The sequence below is a fragment of the Nonomuraea sp. NPDC059007 genome (assembly GCF_042740555.1).
GTDB lineage: Bacteria > Actinomycetota > Actinomycetes > Streptosporangiales > Streptosporangiaceae > Nonomuraea.
Genome location: NZ_JBHYJD010000062.1, coordinates 1 through 15,185, shown reverse-complemented (window position 1 = coordinate 15,185; position 15,185 = coordinate 1). Strand labels below are relative to the sequence as shown.

At 69.6% G+C, this 15,185-nt stretch carries 14 protein-coding genes and 3 tRNA genes; 13 read left to right on the top strand and 4 right to left on the bottom strand.

Annotated features, from left to right (window positions below):
* The first annotated feature begins 329 nt into the window (after positions 1 to 329).
* From ACFWY5_RS50970 to ACFWY5_RS50950, 5 genes are all read left to right on the top strand, one after another.
* Positions 330 to 965, top strand: coding sequence for an amino acid-binding protein (locus ACFWY5_RS50970; RefSeq protein WP_379623645.1), 636 nt, complete (start codon positions 330 to 332; stop codon positions 963 to 965).
* A 55-nt stretch (positions 966 to 1,020) separates the two neighbouring features.
* Positions 1,021 to 1,092: transfer RNA gene (locus ACFWY5_RS50965), tRNA-Gly, on the top strand.
* Positions 1,093 to 1,121: 29 nt separating this feature from the next.
* Positions 1,122 to 1,192: transfer RNA gene (locus tag ACFWY5_RS50960), tRNA-Cys, on the top strand.
* Between the two features lie 14 nt (positions 1,193 to 1,206).
* Positions 1,207 to 1,281 (top strand) — tRNA-Val (locus tag ACFWY5_RS50955).
* 230 nt (positions 1,282 to 1,511) lie between these two features.
* Positions 1,512 to 2,264, top strand: a complete 753-nt coding sequence (locus ACFWY5_RS50950; protein ID WP_379623647.1) for a phosphotransferase family protein — start codon at positions 1,512 to 1,514, stop codon at positions 2,262 to 2,264.
* 65 nt (positions 2,265 to 2,329) lie between these two features.
* Here the strand turns inward: ACFWY5_RS50950 and ACFWY5_RS50945 are convergent, their stop codons facing one another.
* The 4 genes from ACFWY5_RS50945 to ACFWY5_RS50930 form a co-directional block, all read right to left on the bottom strand.
* On the bottom strand, positions 2,330 to 2,695 hold the full coding sequence (locus ACFWY5_RS50945) for a nuclear transport factor 2 family protein (RefSeq protein WP_379623649.1): 366 nt from the start codon (positions 2,693 to 2,695) through the stop codon (positions 2,330 to 2,332).
* Positions 2,692 to 3,561 (bottom strand): DUF1684 domain-containing protein, encoded by an 870-nt coding sequence (locus ACFWY5_RS50940; protein ID WP_379623651.1) that lies wholly within the window; start codon positions 3,559 to 3,561, stop codon positions 2,692 to 2,694. The genes ACFWY5_RS50945 and ACFWY5_RS50940 overlap by 4 nt, the downstream gene beginning before the upstream one ends.
* Before the next feature lie 145 nt (positions 3,562 to 3,706).
* Positions 3,707 to 4,285: a helix-turn-helix domain-containing protein gene (locus tag ACFWY5_RS50935; protein ID WP_379623653.1), complete on the bottom strand. Its 579-nt coding sequence runs from the start codon at positions 4,283 to 4,285 to the stop codon at positions 3,707 to 3,709.
* A gap of 71 nt (positions 4,286 to 4,356) precedes the next feature.
* Positions 4,357 to 5,850: a M20/M25/M40 family metallo-hydrolase gene (locus ACFWY5_RS50930; protein WP_379623655.1), complete on the bottom strand. Its 1,494-nt coding sequence runs from the start codon at positions 5,848 to 5,850 to the stop codon at positions 4,357 to 4,359.
* Positions 5,851 to 6,097: 247 nt separating this feature from the next.
* On the opposite strand from ACFWY5_RS50930, the gene ACFWY5_RS50925 reads away from it, so the two are divergent.
* The 8 genes from ACFWY5_RS50925 to ACFWY5_RS50890 all read left to right on the top strand — a co-directional run bounded on the left by ACFWY5_RS50925 (position 6,098) and on the right by ACFWY5_RS50890 (position 14,914).
* Entirely contained in the window at positions 6,098 to 7,639 is a 1,542-nt protein-coding gene (locus ACFWY5_RS50925; RefSeq protein WP_379639325.1) for a heme peroxidase family protein, read from the top strand.
* Positions 7,640 to 7,705: 66 nt separating this feature from the next.
* Positions 7,706 to 8,821: a response regulator transcription factor gene (locus ACFWY5_RS50920; RefSeq protein ID WP_379623659.1), complete on the top strand. Its 1,116-nt coding sequence runs from the start codon at positions 7,706 to 7,708 to the stop codon at positions 8,819 to 8,821.
* Between the two features lie 91 nt (positions 8,822 to 8,912).
* Positions 8,913 to 10,001 (top strand): ABC transporter ATP-binding protein, encoded by a 1,089-nt coding sequence (locus tag ACFWY5_RS50915; RefSeq protein WP_379623661.1) that lies wholly within the window; start codon positions 8,913 to 8,915, stop codon positions 9,999 to 10,001.
* Positions 9,994 to 11,079, top strand: coding sequence for an ABC transporter ATP-binding protein (locus ACFWY5_RS50910; protein ID WP_379623663.1), 1,086 nt, complete (start codon positions 9,994 to 9,996; stop codon positions 11,077 to 11,079). Before ACFWY5_RS50915 ends, ACFWY5_RS50910 begins: the two co-directional genes overlap by 8 nt.
* Positions 11,076 to 12,035, top strand: a complete 960-nt coding sequence (locus tag ACFWY5_RS50905; protein ID WP_379623665.1) for a carbohydrate ABC transporter permease — start codon at positions 11,076 to 11,078, stop codon at positions 12,033 to 12,035. The genes ACFWY5_RS50910 and ACFWY5_RS50905 overlap by 4 nt, the downstream gene beginning before the upstream one ends.
* A gap of 50 nt (positions 12,036 to 12,085) precedes the next feature.
* On the top strand, positions 12,086 to 12,838 hold the full coding sequence (locus ACFWY5_RS50900) for a carbohydrate ABC transporter permease (protein ID WP_379623746.1): 753 nt from the start codon (positions 12,086 to 12,088) through the stop codon (positions 12,836 to 12,838).
* A 3-nt stretch (positions 12,839 to 12,841) separates the two neighbouring features.
* On the top strand, positions 12,842 to 13,117 hold the full coding sequence (locus tag ACFWY5_RS50895; protein WP_221340468.1) for a DUF2160 domain-containing protein: 276 nt from the start codon (positions 12,842 to 12,844) through the stop codon (positions 13,115 to 13,117).
* Between the two features lie 33 nt (positions 13,118 to 13,150).
* Positions 13,151 to 14,914: an ABC transporter substrate-binding protein gene (locus ACFWY5_RS50890; RefSeq protein WP_379623668.1), complete on the top strand. Its 1,764-nt coding sequence runs from the start codon at positions 13,151 to 13,153 to the stop codon at positions 14,912 to 14,914.
* Positions 14,915 to 15,185: the final 271 nt, after the last annotated feature.

Below are 15,185 nucleotides of genomic sequence, written 5' to 3'. Positions count from 1 at the left end.
GCTACGCCCCCCACCCCGAGGGGCCCGGTCCTGCGGGGGGGGGGGGTCCTGCGCCCGTCGCTGGACCCGCGCCCGTCGTGGGGCTCGCGCCGCAGGCTGCCGTGAGCAGGGCCAGCGCGGCCAGTGCGCCTCTGGGGGTCATCCTCACTCCTCACCACCGCCTTCACGCACCACGACGTTCCCAGGGGGCGTGGCGGTTCATCTCGTGGGGGAATGGCCGGTATCCGGAGGTGCGTGCCGTACCAGAAAGTCGCGCAGATTCGTGATGACAGCACCCTGAACGACCATCGCCGATACGCTGTGAGCTGCGATCGATGGGGAGGCGACCGATGCTGCTTCGACTACGGCTCACGCTGCCCGACCGGCCGGGTTCGCTCGGTCAGGTCACCCGGGTGCTGGGCGTGGCCGGAGCCGACATCACGCAGCTGACCGTCCTGGAGCGCGGCGGCGGGCGGGCCGTGGACGACATCACCGTCTTCTGCCCGGACGGCACCCCCAAGGAGACGCTGGCCAAGGGCTTGCTGACCGTCCAGGGTGTACGCGTCGAGGCGATCTGGGCCACCCGCGAAGCCGCCGGCACCTACCCCGAGCTGGAGATCCTCAAGTACATCACCACCGCCGGCGAGCGCGCGCTGACCACGCTCATCGACTCGCTGCCGGTGCTGTTCAGCGCCGACTGGGCCGCCGCGGCCACCTCCGAGGCGACCGTCTACTCCAGCTGGCGCGCCCCCCAGGAGATCATCCTCCCGCCCGAGAACCCGCCCCGACCCGTGGCGACCACCCTGGAAACCGGCCTGCACCTCATCCACGCCCCGCTCCCGCCGCTGGCCCTCACGCTGATGCTGGCCAGAGCCGACGGCCCGGCCTTCCACCGGATCGAGGTCCACCGCCTCACCCGCATCCTGGAGATCTTCCTCAGCCTCCCGGCGACCGAACGCAGCGTGGCCCGTCAGCTGCGCAAGTGAGCATCCACTCCAAAAACCCGCTAGAGTTGCTGTGTCGCCGCGAGCAGCGGCGGACGCGGAAGTGGCTCAGTGGTAGAGCATCACCTTGCCAAGGTGAGGGTCGCGGGTTCGAATCCCGTCTTCCGCTCGGAGAGGCCGCAAGTTGGGGCCTCGCTCGGTGGAGTGGCCGAGAGGCGAGGCAGCGGCCTGCAAAGCCGTCCACACGGGTTCAAATCCCGTCTCCACCTCTAGTTGAATACCCGGACGATTAGCTCAGCGGGAGAGCGCTTCCCTGACACGGAAGAGGTCACTGGTTCAATCCCAGTATCGTCCACCAGCACAGTCTTGCCTTCCGCACCCTTCGGGGGCGGGGGCGAGGCTGTCCCCACGGTCGAGCGGAAGCTCCCACCTTGTCCGGTCAGCGCCTATCTCTGGTCGAAGGTTCCCTTACAAACCTCGGGTGCCTTGATCGTGCGCGGCGGACGGCCGCACAGCCGTGCGGTCGCAGGCGCGGGCGTGCGGGAAATTCTGGCGACATTCTTGGTCATCCCCGCGACAATGGCCGACGTGGAAGAGGTCGACGTGGAAGAGGTCGAGGTCGTTGTCGCCCATAGCGAGCGCGCGACCCTGCGCGTCGGTGAAGTGTTCCTGAAGATCGACGCTGATCAGACGCGCACCGAGGTCGAGATCCAGGCGATGGCCATGGCGCCGGTCCCGACTCCGGAGGTCCTGTGGCGCAGGCCGCCCGTGCTCGCGCTCGCCGCCCTCCCCGGCGCCGCGCTCGGCCGCCTCGGCGAGCCGTCGGCCGCGTCACCGGCGGCGTGGGCCGCGGCGGGCGCCGCCGTACGGAAGCTGCACGAGGCGCCGCTGCCGCCGTGGCCCGGCCGGAGCCTCGATGAGATCGCCGCGCACCTCGACGGCGAGTGCGAGTGGCTCGTCGCGAACGGTGTCCTTCCCACCGACCTGGTCACCCGCAACCGCCAGGTCGCCGAGGCCGCGCTCCGGCCGTGGACGCCGGTGTTCGCGCACGGCGACCTGCAGATCACCCACGTGTTCGTCGAGGGTGACGAGGTCACCGGCGTGCTCGACTGGTCCGAGGCGAGCCAGGGCGACGCCCTGTACGACCTGGCCAGCTTGACGCTCGGACACGAGGAGCGTCTCGGTGACCTCCTCGCCGGCTACGGCACCGACGTCGACCTCGACGTGATCCGCGGGTGGTGGTCGTTGCGGAGCCTGCGGGCGATCCGCTGGCTGATCGAGCACGGTTTCGACCCGTCCTCGCCGGGCTGCGAGGTGGACGTGCTGAAGGCCCGGATGTGAGGCCGGACGGCGCGTGGTGAGAGCCGGGCCGTCTCAGTCGGCGGGGGTGAGCGCTGGGGGGCGTCTCAGTCGGCGGGGATGAAGTTCGCGTACTCCTCGATGCGGGTGATCAGCCCCTGGTCGTCGAAGCGGAAGTACACCGCGGCGTGTACCTCGCCGCGTACGCCGTTCTTGGCGGCCACGTGCACGACGTGCTGCTGAAGGACTTCTCCGGGCTGGGAGAGCTGGCGGGTGATGTCGTAGCGCATCGACTCGATGGTGTGGATCTGCCCCTTCATCCCCTCGATGTTCTCCTCGATGCCCGACTCGCCCTTGCCGTCGTTGTGCCAGACGGTGGCCGTCCGCGCGCACAGGGCGCGGGCGGTGTCCCAGTCGGCCTTCTCCAGGCTGCGCAGGTAGGTGATGGCCTTGTCCTTGAGGTCCTGGCTCATGGTGATGTCTCGCTTTCCGTGCGTGCGGTGGGTCGGTTCCGGCCGGACTTGTCGTAGACCAGGGCGCGTTCGCCCGCTTCGACGCGCATCGGCAGGTGGTTGCCGGGAGGTGACAGGGGGCAGACGAAGACGGACGGCTGCAGGTGGTGGTGGGAGAGCGTCGCCCTGTTGAAGTCGACGGTGAGTTCGCTGCCCGGTTCCAGGAGCGGCAGGTCCAGCCAGCGGCCGATCTCGGGTGTGGTGTCGGCGTTCGTCGCGTCGGTGAACACGACCAGGCGCTGGCCGGGCATGTCTTCGAGGACGGCCAGCACGTGTTCGGTGCCGTTGATGGTCACGGCGAGGTCGACGGGGGCCCGGATGGCCTCGGTGCTGCGCGGCGACGTCAGCCGTCCCACCTCGATGCGGCGGCCCTCGGGTGCCTCGCGGTACGCGCCGCCGAAGACCCAGGCCGGGTCATAGGGGTAGGTGTCGATTCCGGTGAGGCCGGAGCGTTCGACGGCCTGGTGGTCCATGACGACCAGGCCGTAGGATCCGCCGCCGCCCCCGGCGAAGCCGACGCGTCCGCCGGAGAACTCCAGCGAACCGCCGGGCGCCACCTCCGCGGTTCCGTCGACGGTTTCGCCGCCCACCCGCACGCCGTCGCGGGCGCTCGCCGTCACGGTCAGGGCGCCGGTCGCGCTGGTGGACCACGTGCCGGGGATGCCGGGGATGGTGTGGGTTTCGTGATCGGTCACTTTGCCGTTGGCGACGACCTTGGCCTTGCCGTTCGGGCCGGCGACCTCCTCCCAGCGTCCCTCGCGCCAGGCTTCGTACCCGGCGAGCGCCTCGGGGCTGTCCGGCGGCGCCTGCTGATGGGAATCGGTCATGAGTGGCTCCCTCCTTCTCCGGCCGCGAAACGCGGGCCGTGGCCACCCAACCTACGAGCGGCTTGCGCGGAGAGCATCACGTGTTGCGTAGAAGGCAAGACGATGGGCGGTTCGGCTGCTCGGCGAGCAACAGCGGCGCGCGGTCCTAAGCAGAGGAGTCGCCGCGGTCGCGCTGGTGGCCGCGGCGGGCGTCGCGGTCGAAGATGCCCAGGATCTCGCAGGGACCGCCCTCGGCGCCGATCGCGTGCGGGAGCATGGTCGGGAACTCCGCCGCCTGGTTGGTCTCGACCCGGAAGCGGCGGTGGCCCAGCATGAGGATCGCGGTGCCCGACAGCACGACGAGCCATTCGCGGCCGGGGTGCGCGCGCATCCGCGCGGGGTTGTCCGGCGGCGGGTCGGTCATGCGCTGGCGTACGACGCTCATGCCCGGGTCGCCCTTGACCGGCCAGCGCATCAGCCCGTGGGCCCCGTCGATCATCGGGCTGGTGACGACGTCGTCGGAGGCGGTCTCCACCAGCTGGTCCAGGGACGTGTCCAGGGCGCGGGCGAGGGTGACCAGCTGGTCCAGGGCGAGGCGGCGCTGTCCGGTCTCGATGCGCGAGAGCGTGGACTGGCTGACATTGGCGCGGGTGGCCAGTTCCTCCAGCGACCAGCCCTGCGCCACGCGCAGGGCGCGGATCCGTTTGCGTACGAGACCGTCCAGCTCGCCATCGTCTTGCGCCATGGGCAACATCGTATGCCCGCGGTGCAAGGTCCCGGCGCCGCCCCCGGAGCGGTGGGGCGGCGCCGTACCGGCTAGCGGATGATCTTGACGTCGTCCACTCCGGCCTCCACGAGGCTGGCGGTGGCGGCGTCGGCGGCTTCGACCACGATGCGGACGCTCTGGCCGGCGAAGGATGAGATGTCCACCGTCGAGGTGGTCCAGGCTCCGTCGCGGTCCGTGGCGGCGGCGAGTTGTTCGAAGACCGTGCCGCTCGTCGTGCCGACGACCCTGATCCGCAGGTAGTCGGCGCTGCCGGCGTTGCTGCCGTGGGCCAGGTACCAGGCGAAGGACAGCTTCACCGTCCCGCTGGGCAGCGTCACCGCGGGTGACTGGATGGAGGTGGCGCCGCCGTCGATGTCGTGGTCGCCCGCCGCGGCGCCGGCGAGGCGGCCGGTGACCAGGTCGTTGACGCCGCTGACGGTGGTGCCGAGCTGCTTGGCGCCGCTGGAGGTCGTGGCCTCGGGGTCGCCGCGCTCCCACAGGCCGGTGGTGGCGCTGCCGGTCAGGCGGGTCCAGCCCTTGTCGGTCTCGAAGGTGTCCTCCCAGACCACGACGGGAGGTACGGCGGTGGCGATGGTCCACACGGCGTAGGCCACGGCGTCGGCGTTGCGGTTGAGCGCGGTGTCGTTGATGTTCGAGGTCGTGTCGCAGGCGCGGTGGTAGCAGACGTCGAAGGCCTGCCCGGCGGTGCCGCCCCACAGTTGCGCCTGGGCGCTCGACTTGATGCCCTCGGCTCCGGTGAAGGTGCCGCCGGCGGCGATGCCGCGTGCGATGAAGGGCCCGTAGTCGGAGCGGCCGTCGAAGTCGGTGCCCCGCGTCTGGACGCCGACGGAGGTGAAGTAGTCCTGCAGCGTGCGCTCGAGAGCGGCCGACCCGGCGGGGCCGGGGCCGGAGCCGACGCCGTCGGAGTTGTCGCCGTCGTAGACGAAGTAGCCGGCGTTGGGCGAGCCGACCATGTCGAAGTTCAGGTACGCCTTGATCTTGGCCCGTTCCGTGGCGGCCAGGTTCGTCACGTAGTACTGCGATCCGCGCAGCCCCAGCTCCTCGGCGCCCCACCAGGCGAAGCGCAGGTGCTTGTTCGGCTGCAGCCCTTGCCGGGAGACCTCCAGCGCGGTCTCCAGGATGGCGGCGCTGCCGGAGCCGTTGTCGTTGATGCCGGGTCCCGCGCTGACGCTGTCGAGGTGGGCGCCGACCATGAGGATGTCGTTGGGGTCGCCGCCGGGCCAGTCGGCGAGGACGTTGTAGCCGGTGGCGCCGTTGTAGGTGAACGACTGCAGCGTGGTGGTGAATCCGGCGGCGTCCAGGCGGCCCTTGACGTAGTTGGCGGAGGCCAGGTAGCCGGGGCGGCCGTGGGCGCGGTTGCCGCCGTTGCTGGTGGCGATGCTCTGGAACTGCGTCAGGTGTGCCTTGACGTTGGCGAGGGGGATGTCGGGCGGGGCGAGCGCGGTCGCGCCGGTGGCCTGGTGGAGGCCTCCGGCTAAGACCAGGGTGAGCGTGGCGAGTACGGCGAGCAGACGTGATCTCATGCCACTCCTCTGCGGGGAGATCCGGGGAGACCGAACATAACTCCACAAATCCGGATCGACCAGTCATGCGCACAGACCCCTTGGGAGGGCCGAGCACCCCCAGGGCCCCGCGTACCCCCTGGGAGGGCGGGAAGCCCTTGGGAAACCCGGTGGCCCCTGGGGTCATTGCGCCGCTCTTCCGGCCAAGCTCACACTCCCGACGCGACGACGCTTCCCGTCGAACCCCCCGTACAGAGGAGGAAGCAAGATGCGTCGAGGATGGTTACCCCCACCCATCACGGACCCGTCCGCCGTCACCCGGCGGACCTTCCTCGGCGGTTTCGGGGCGAGCGCGGCCATCGCCGCGCTCGACCTGGACGCCGCCATCGCCGCCTCAGCACGCGCCGAGCAGGAGGGCACGCTGGTCAACAACTTCGGCCGGGTGTTCAACCTGCCCCCGTTCGCCCAGGCGACGCCCCAGGTACGGGCGGCGCTGACCGAGATGGGCAAGCTGGGCGGCATCCTGGACGCCAAGGACCCGCTGCACGAGGGCCCGATCCGGCTGATCACCAACCCGGAGCTCAGCCCGAACAACCGCGACAACCCCTTCCACACCGCCGGCGTCACGTTCTTCGGCCAGTTCCTCGACCACGACATGACCTTCGACAACGCCTCGCCGCTGGGCGTGCCGACCCAGCCGGAGTCCTCGCCGAACCTGCGCACCCCCGCCTTCGACCTCGACACGGTGTACGGCGGTGGCCCCACCGCCAGCCCGCACCTCTTCAACGCCGACCGGATCACGATGCGCGTGGAGAGCGGCGGCCTGTTCGAGGACGTGCCGAGGCGGCCGGACCAGCAGGCGATCATCGGCGACCCGCGCAACGACGAGAACCTGATGATCTCGGGCCTGCACGCGGCGTTTCTCGTCTTCCACAACAAGGTCGCCGAGCGCCTGCGCGCCCAGGGCACACCGGAGAACGCCCTGTTCGAGACGGCCCGCCGTACGGTGCTGTGGCACTACCAGTGGATCATCCTGAACGAGTTCCTGCCGCAGATCGTCGGCCGGCCGCTCGTGGACCACATCCTGCGCTTCGGCCGCCAGTTCTACCGGCCGCCCGGCGCGCCGTCGATCCCGGTGGAGTTCCAGATCGCCTACCGCTTCGGCCACAGCATGATCCGCCCGTCCTACCGGGCCAACCTGGCCGGCGACGGCGGCCAGCCGTTCTTCGGCTTCATCTTCGACCCGGTGGCCGAGGGCCAGGCCGACCCGGTGGACCTGCGGGGCGGCGCGCGGGCCGGGCGGCGCTTCATCGGCTGGCAGACGTTCTTCAACTTCGGCGACGGCCAGGTACGCCCGAACAAGCGCATGGACACCCAGCTCTCCACCCCGCTCTTCCAGCTGCCGCTGCGCTCCATCCCGAGCGGCGACCCGCCGATCTCGCTGGCCACCCGCAACCTGCTGCGGCATCTCACCTGGTCGCTGCCGTCCGGTCAGCGCCTGGCCACGACGATGGGCGTCCCGCACGTCGACACCTCCGAGCTCGGCCCGTTCGGCTTCGGCACGAACGCGCCGCTCTGGTACTACGTGCTCAAGGAGGGCCAGGACCTCGGCGACGGCATCCAGCTGGCCGGAGTCGGCGCCCGGCTGATCGGCGAGGTCTTCGTCGGCCTGCTGCAGAAGGACCCCGGCTCCTACCTCGCGGCCAGTCCGGGCTGGCGGCCGACGCTGCCGAGCCGCAGCCCGGGGACGTTCACCATGGTCGATCTGCTGCGGTTCGCCAGGCTCGATCCGGCCAGCCGGGGACAGTGACACCCTGACAACTTCCGGTAAGAGCTGTTTACAGACAAGAAAGCTTCTTTTGAGTACATTCTGCGTATGGCCATCCACGTGGCCGCGCACTCCGCCAACCGGTTGCTCCGCGAAGCGCTCGCCACCGCCCTCACCGGGCAGCCCGGCCTGAGCATGTCCGGGCTCACCCAATACCTCTCCGACCTGGAACGACTCTGCCGCATCCGCGACGTCGACGTCGCAGTGATCGACGTCGCGGACGACTTCGAGGAGGTGATGGCCAAGATCCCGGGATTACACGGCCGCGGCCTCGTGCTCACCTACGCGAGCATGGACGTGCGCGACGTGGTGCGGGCGGTGGGCGCGGGACTGACGCTGGTGCCCTACTCGCGCGGGCTGGCCGCCCTCCTCGAAGCGGTACGGCGCTGCCCGTTCGAACCACGCGCCCGCCCCGCCCACCCGCCGGTCCTGACCCGGCGCGACCTGGACGTCCTCGCGCTGGCCGCCTCGGGACACAGCGTGCAGGAGGCGGCCAGGATGCTCGGCATCGCCCCGGCCACCGTCGAGAACCACATGCGCCGCATCTTCGCCAAGACCGAGGTGCACAGCCGGGTGAACCTGGTCTCGCTGGCCGCCCGGCTCGGCCTGCTGTTCCGGTCCGGGGCCCGGCCGGCCACGGTTCCGCTGGCGGTCGTCTTCGGCGGGCCGGGAAGCTGCCGGGACGCCGTCGTGGAGAACCTGATCCGGCAGCACCTGCCGGTCTTCGTGGCCGGCGACCGCTGGACGCACGAGGACGACACGCTCATGCTCCGCCGCCCGCTGGTGGCCGTGATCATCGACGAGTCCGGCGCCTGGCACCACATGCACGCGCTCGGCGCCCGCGTGGTCGTGGTCACCGAGACCGCGTTCGGCCAGGTCATCACATCTCCGGCGCCGGACGCGGTGGTGCCGATCAGTGAGCTGGGCCGGGCCGTACACCCGGAGATGAGCAGGCGCGCGGCGGCGCGCTCGGCGCTCACCGACCGCGAGCTGCAGATCCTGCGGTCCATAGCGACGGGCCATTCGGTACGGCAGACGGCCCAGGCTTTGGCCATCACCACCAAGACCGTGGAGAACATTCAGTCACGCCTGTTCAGCAAGCTGGATGTCCGAAATCGGGCCGAGGCACTGGCGGTGGGTTACGAACTAGGACTTCTTTCCTGAATCACATGTGCTGTTTGCGCAGAGTTGATGGCGATGTTAGATGGAAGAGCACGTTGGTTCAGGACAGCCACGACCTACCGCCGGAGGAAATGTGGCGCTGAGACTCGATGGCGTCCGCGTACGGCAACGCGGTGAAGTCTGGCTCGACGACATCAACCTAGAACTCTCCAGCGGCATGACGACCCTCATCGGGCCGCTGGCGGCAGGCAAGACCACCCTGATGCGGGTGATCGCGGGGTTGCACACCCCGGCCGACGGCCGCGTGGTCGTCAACGGCGAGGACGTCACCTCGGTCCCGGTGCGCAAACGCTCCGTGGCCTTCGTCTACCAGCGGTTCATCAACTACCCGTCGCTGACCGTCTACGAGAACATCGCCTCCCCCTTACGCCTGGCCGCCGGATTCCCCCGCAAGGACGTGGACGGCCGGGTGCGCGACGTGGCCGAGCTCATGGGCATCGCCGACCTGCTGGAGCGGCGCCCGGCCGAGCTGTCGGGCGGCCAGCAGCAGCGCACCGCCATCGCCCGCGCGCTGGCCCGCCCGGTCGACGTGCTCCTGCTGGACGAGCCGCTGGCCAACCTCGACTACAAACTCCGCGAGCAGTTACGCGCCGACCTGAAGGCGATGTTCAAGGACTCGCCGGGCATCGTGGTGTACTCCACCTCCGATCCGGCCGAGGCGCTGATGTTCGCGGCCCCGACGGTGGTGCTGGGCGAGGGCCGCGTCCAGCACGTGGGCGACGTGGCGCGCATGTACGACCGGCCGCCGTCCCTGGCGGTGGCGGCCACCCTCTCCGATCCGCCGCTCAACCTGCTGCCCGGCGTGGTGAACGAGGGCCGCCTGGAGTGCCTGGGCGTCCCGCTGTCCACGCCCGGGACACACTTCTCCGGCGAGGACCTGGTGCTGGGGATCCGCCCGCACCAGGTGACGATCGAGCGCACCCGGCCCGGCCAGGTCGAGTTCCCCGCCGAGATCCGCCTGGCCGAGGTCACCGGGAGCACGACGTTCCTGCACCTGCTGCTGGCCGGGCGACGCCACCTGGTGGCGCAACTGCCGGGTACCCAGCTGTTCACGCCCGGCGAGCCCGCGGTGGCCTACGTGGATCCCGCGCACATCCTGATCTTCTCCGGAACGGGGGAACTGGTGGCCGACACCGCCACGGAGGTCGACCTGCATGGCTGACATCACGCTGGAGGGCGTCGGCCACAGCTACGACGGCGGCCGCACCCACGCGCTCAACCCCATGACCTGGACCTGGTCCGACGGCCGCGCGTACGCGCTGCTCGGCCCGAGCGGCTGCGGCAAGACCACGCTGCTCAACATCATCTCCGGCCTGATCACCCCCTCCCAGGGCCGGGTGCTGCTGGGCGGCCGCGACGTCACCGGCCTGCCGCCCGTGGCCCGCAACATCGCGCAGGTCTTCCAGTTCCCGGTGCTGTATGAGGAGATGTCGGTCTACGACAACCTCGCCTTCCCGCTGCGCAACCGCAAGTACCCGAAGGCCGAGGTCGACCAGCGCGTACGCAAGGTCGCCCAATTACTCGGCCTGGAGGACCACCTTCGCCGCCGCTCGCGCCGCCTCGACCCCGGCCGCCAGCAGATCGTCAGCCTCGGCCGCGGCCTCGTGCGGCCCGAGGTGGCCGCCGTCCTGCTGGACGAACCGCTCACCGTCATCGACCCCGCGCTGAAGTGGACCCTGCGCAGCAAGCTCAAGGAGATCCACCGCGACACCGGCCACACGCTCATCTACGTCACCCACGACCAGACCGAGGCGCTGACCTTCGCCGACGAGGTGGTCGTGCTCAAGGACGGCGCGATCGTACAGAGCGGCGAGCCCGCCGAGCTGTTCCTGTCCCCCGCGCACGAGTTCGTCGGCCACTTCATCGGCTCGCCCGGCATGAACGTGCTCGACGCCGCCGTCGAGCGCGGCATCGTGCGCGTGGGGGCCTCCCTCGTCGGGCGCGCCGTGGGCGACGACGGCGCCCTTCCCGACGGTCCGGTACGGCTCGGCGTACGACCCGAGTTCGTCAGGATCAGCCCGTTCCCCCGCTCCCCCGGCCTGCGGGCCGGCGTCACCGGCGTGGATCGGATGGGCTCCTACCACCTCGTGCACGCACGGGCCGACGGCGGCGACCTGGTCGCCAAGACCGATCCCGGCGAGCACGGCGCCGCCGAGCACCTGCACTTCGAGCGGGCCTACCTGTTCCGCGACCAGATCAGGTGCGGCACCCTCGCGGCACTCGAAGGGAGCGGCGCATGACGGCCGGCGACGTTCCGGCCAAGGTCGCCGGCAGCCAGGTGGCCGGTGAGGTCGTCGCGCCGGCCGTACCCGAGGAAGAGCAGGCTCCCAGGGACGTCAAGCCCAAGAACAACCGCGCGTGGTGGCTGGTGCTGCCGGTCGTGGTGTCGGTGGCCTTCACCGCGGTCATCCCGCTGATGACGGTGGTCAACTTCTCGGTGCAGGACGTCTTCACGCCGACCGACCGCATCTTCGTGGGGCTGGACTGGTTCAGGTCGGTCACCCGCGATCCCGAGGTGCGGGCGGCCTTTCTGCGCACGCTGATGTTCTCGGCGCAGGTGCTGGTCATCGAGATCCCGCTCGGCGTGCTGCTCGCGGTGTGCATGCCGCGGCGCGGGGCGTGGGTGTCGGTGGCCCTGGTCGTGGTGGCGCTGCCGCTGCTGATCCCGTGGAACGTCGTCGGCACGATCTGGCAGATCTTCGCCCGCGGCGACATCGGGCTCGGCGGCTGGGTCGTCAACAACGTGCTCGGGATCAACTTCAACTACACGCTCGACTCCACCGACGCGTGGGTCACCGTGCTGGCCATGGACGTGTGGCACTGGACGCCGCTGGTGGCACTGCTGGCGTACGCGGGGCTGCGCTCGATCCCCGACCCCTACTTCCAGGCGGCGCAGATCGACGGGGCCTCGGCCTGGGCGACGTTCCGGCACGTGCAGCTGCCGCGGCTGCGCGGGGTGCTGACGATCGCGATCCTGCTGCGGTTCATGGACAGCTTCATGATCTACACCGAGCCGTTCGTGGTGACCGGGGGCGGGCCGGGCAACGCCACCTCCTTCCTCAGCATCCTGCTGTCGAAGATCGCGGTGGGGCAGTTCGACCTGGGGCCCGCGGGGGCGTTCTCGCTCCTCTACTTCCTCATCGTGCAGATCGCCTGCTACGTGTTCTTCACCGTGCTGACGAGGAGCGGGAGATGAGACGGCTGCCCTGGGCGCGGACCGTGTTCTGGCTGTACGTGGCGACGCTCATGCTGCCGCTGCTGTGGATGTTCGGCATGTCGATCCGGCCGAACGACGAGATCCTCGGGAGCTTCTCGCTGCTTCCGCAGAACGTGACGCTGGAGAACTACGTCACGTTCTTCACGGACTCCGCGTGGTACTCCAGCTATCTCAACTCGATCGTCTACACCTCGCTGAACACGGTGTTCTCGCTGATCGTGGCGCTGCCGGCGGCGTACGCGTTCTCGCGGTTCCGCTTCGCAGGGGACAAGCACCTGTTCTTCTGGCTGCTGACGAACCGGATGGCGCCGCCGGCGGTCTTCCTTCTCCCCTTTTTCCAGATTTATCAGAGCGTGGGGTTGTTCGACACGCATCTCGGGGTGGCCATCGCGCACATGCTGTTCAACGTGCCGCTGGCCGTGTGGATCCTGGAAGGCTTCATGTCCGGGATCCCGCGCGAGATCGACGAGACCGCGGCCATCGACGGCTACTCGCTGCCCCGCTTCTTCTTCCGGATCTTCCTGCCGATGATCCGCTCGGCCATCGGCGTGACCGCGTTCTTCTGCTTCATGTTCAGCTGGGTCGAACTGCTGATCGCCCGGACGATCACCTCGGTCAACGCCAAGCCGATCGCCGCCACCATGACCCGCACCGTCAGCGCCGCCGGGATCGACTGGGGGCTGCTGGCCGCCGCGGGCGTGCTGACGATCATCCCGGGCGCGATCGTCATCTGGTTCGTCCGCAACTACATCGCCAAGGGCTTCGCGCTGGGAAGGGTGTGACAGGTGCTGGAGTGGATGGTCTGGACCGCGCCCACCGCACTGGTCTTCGCCGGACTGGCCCTGCTGCTGGTCGCCATGGCCGTCTGGGCGCGCCTGTCGCCGCCGCTCGCCCGGCGCGGCTTCCTGCGCATCGAGACCGACAGGGGCGACCGGCTCTACATCGGACTGATCAGCGCGGCGGTGGTGCTCGCCGGGTGGATCGCCGTCACGGACCTGTCGATGTGGCTCGCGCTCGGGTGCGCGCTCGTCGTCGTGGCCGTGATCGGGATATGGGGTTGACCTGCGCCCCCTTGCTCGCGAGAGGAGTCGGACATGTCGCACACACTCAAGAGGCACGCGGCCGGGCTGGGCGTACTCGCCCTGTTGCTGGCGGGGTGCTCCAGCGGGAGCAAGCCGTCGAGCGACTTCCGTGAGGAGAACGGCAGGGCGGCCGCCAAGAGGTGGGTGGACACCGAGTTCACGCCGTCGACGCTGGCCAAGGATCAGCAGCTGGCGGAGATGGAATGGTTCTTGAAGGCGGCGGCGCCGTACCGTGGGATGGAGATCAACGTGGTGTCGGAGACGATCACCACGCACGAGTACGAGTCGCGGCAGCTCGCCAAGGCCTTCACCGAGATCACCGGGATCAGGATCAAGCACGACCTGATCCAGGAGGGCGACGTCGTCGAGAAGCTGCAGACCCAGATCCAGGGCAACCAGAACATCTACGACGCCTACGTCAACGACTCCGACCTCATCGGGACGCACGCCCGCGGCGACTACGTGGTGCCGCTGTCGGACTACATGGCCGGGGAGGGCAAGAACGTCACCTCGCCGACGCTCGACCTCAAGGACTTCATCGGGATCAGCTTCACCACCGGGCCGGACAAGAAGGTGTACCAGCTACCCGACCAGCAGTTCGCGAACCTGTACTGGTTCCGGTACGACTGGTTCACCGATCCGGAGATCAAGAAGCAGTTCAAGGCGGCGTACGGCTATGACCTGGGCGTACCAGTGAATTGGGCGGCTTATGAGGATATAGCCGACTTTTTCACGAACAAGGTCAATGGGAACGGGCAGATCGCCGGCAAGAAGGTCTTCGGGCACATGGACTACGGCCGCAAGGACCCCTCGCTCGGCTGGCGCTTCACCGACGCCTGGCTGTCCATGGCCGGCAACGGCGACCCCGGCATCCCGAACGGCCTGCCCGTCGACGACTGGGGCATCCGCGTCGAGAACTGCCGCCCCGTCGGCTCCTCCGTCACCCGCGGCGGCGACACCAACGGCCCCGCCTCCGTCTACGCGCTCACCAAGTACGTGGACTGGCTCAAGCGCTTCGCGCCCAAGGAAGCCGCAGGTATGAACTTCAGCGAGTCCGGCCCCGTGCCCGCGCAGGGCAACATCGCCCAGCAGATCTTCTGGTACACCTCCTTCACCGCCGACATGACCAAGCAGGGCCTGCCCGTCGTGAACGCCGACGGCACCCCCAAGTGGCGCATCGCCCCCAGCCCGCACGGCGCGTACTGGAAGGACGGCAACAAGCTCGGCTACCAGGACGCCGGATCCTGGACCCTGCTCAAGAACACTCCCGCTGAACGGCGCGCCGCCGCCTGGCTGTACGCCCAGTTCGTCACCTCCAAGACGGTGTCGCTGAAGAAGTCCATCACCGGCCTGACCTTCATCCGCGACTCCGACATCCGCAGCGCCTACTTCACCGAGAACGCCCCCAAGTACGGCGGGCTCATCGAGTTCTACCGTTCACCCGCGCGCGTCCAGTGGACCCCGACCGGCACCAACGTCCCCGACTACCCCAAGCTCGCCCAGCTGTGGTGGCAGAACGTGGCCACCGCGGTGACCGGCGAGACGACCGCCCAGCAGTCCATGGACAACCTGGCCAAGCAGCAGGACGACATCCTGTCCCGGCTGGAACGGCGCGGCTACGGCGGCGCCTGCGCCCCCAAGCTCAACCCTGAGCAGCCCGCCCAGACGTGGCTCGACCAGCCGGGGGCACCCGCGCCCAAGCTGGCCGACGAACGCGGCAAGCCGGAGACCCTCGACTACGACAAGCTGATCGCCACGTGGAAGTCCGGCGACTGACCACCCCCTGAGGTCCCCGTGCACCCCGAACACACGGGGAACCTCCTGCCAACCAGACCGGCCCACGGGGCAGAAACCCGGGACCCCGAACCGGCACACGGAACCCGTGCCCCGGGCCCTGGGGCACGGGGGCCGCGGGACACGGGAACGCGGTGGCGGGGGCACGGGGCACGGGAACCCCAGGACGCGGGACGCCGGGATCCGGGTGACCGGGACCGGCACGCGGGGACCCCGGGACACGGGGACCCCGGACCAGCGCGGGGCTGTGGAC

Excerpts from the sequence above, each read along its gene's own strand:
- ACFWY5_RS50970 (WP_379623645.1), top strand. The coding sequence starts at position 330 with ATGCTGCTTCGACTACGGCTCACGCTGCCCGACCGGCCGGGTTCGCTC.
- ACFWY5_RS50945 (WP_379623649.1), bottom strand. The coding sequence starts at position 2,695 with ATGAGCCAGGACCTCAAGGACAAGGCCATCACCTACCTGCGCAGCCTG.
- ACFWY5_RS50940 (WP_379623651.1), bottom strand. The coding sequence starts at position 3,561 with ATGACCGATTCCCATCAGCAGGCGCCGCCGGACAGCCCCGAGGCGCTC.
- ACFWY5_RS50935 (WP_379623653.1), bottom strand. The coding sequence starts at position 4,285 with ATGGCGCAAGACGATGGCGAGCTGGACGGTCTCGTACGCAAACGGATC.
- ACFWY5_RS50930 (WP_379623655.1), bottom strand. The coding sequence starts at position 5,850 with ATGAGATCACGTCTGCTCGCCGTACTCGCCACGCTCACCCTGGTCTTA.
- ACFWY5_RS50925 (WP_379639325.1), top strand. The coding sequence starts at position 6,098 with ATGCGTCGAGGATGGTTACCCCCACCCATCACGGACCCGTCCGCCGTC.
- ACFWY5_RS50920 (WP_379623659.1), top strand. The coding sequence starts at position 7,706 with ATGGCCATCCACGTGGCCGCGCACTCCGCCAACCGGTTGCTCCGCGAA.
- ACFWY5_RS50910 (WP_379623663.1), top strand. The coding sequence starts at position 9,994 with ATGGCTGACATCACGCTGGAGGGCGTCGGCCACAGCTACGACGGCGGC.
- ACFWY5_RS50905 (WP_379623665.1), top strand. The coding sequence starts at position 11,076 with ATGACGGCCGGCGACGTTCCGGCCAAGGTCGCCGGCAGCCAGGTGGCC.
- ACFWY5_RS50900 (WP_379623746.1), top strand. The coding sequence starts at position 12,086 with ATGCTGCCGCTGCTGTGGATGTTCGGCATGTCGATCCGGCCGAACGAC.
- ACFWY5_RS50890 (WP_379623668.1), top strand. The coding sequence starts at position 13,151 with ATGTCGCACACACTCAAGAGGCACGCGGCCGGGCTGGGCGTACTCGCC.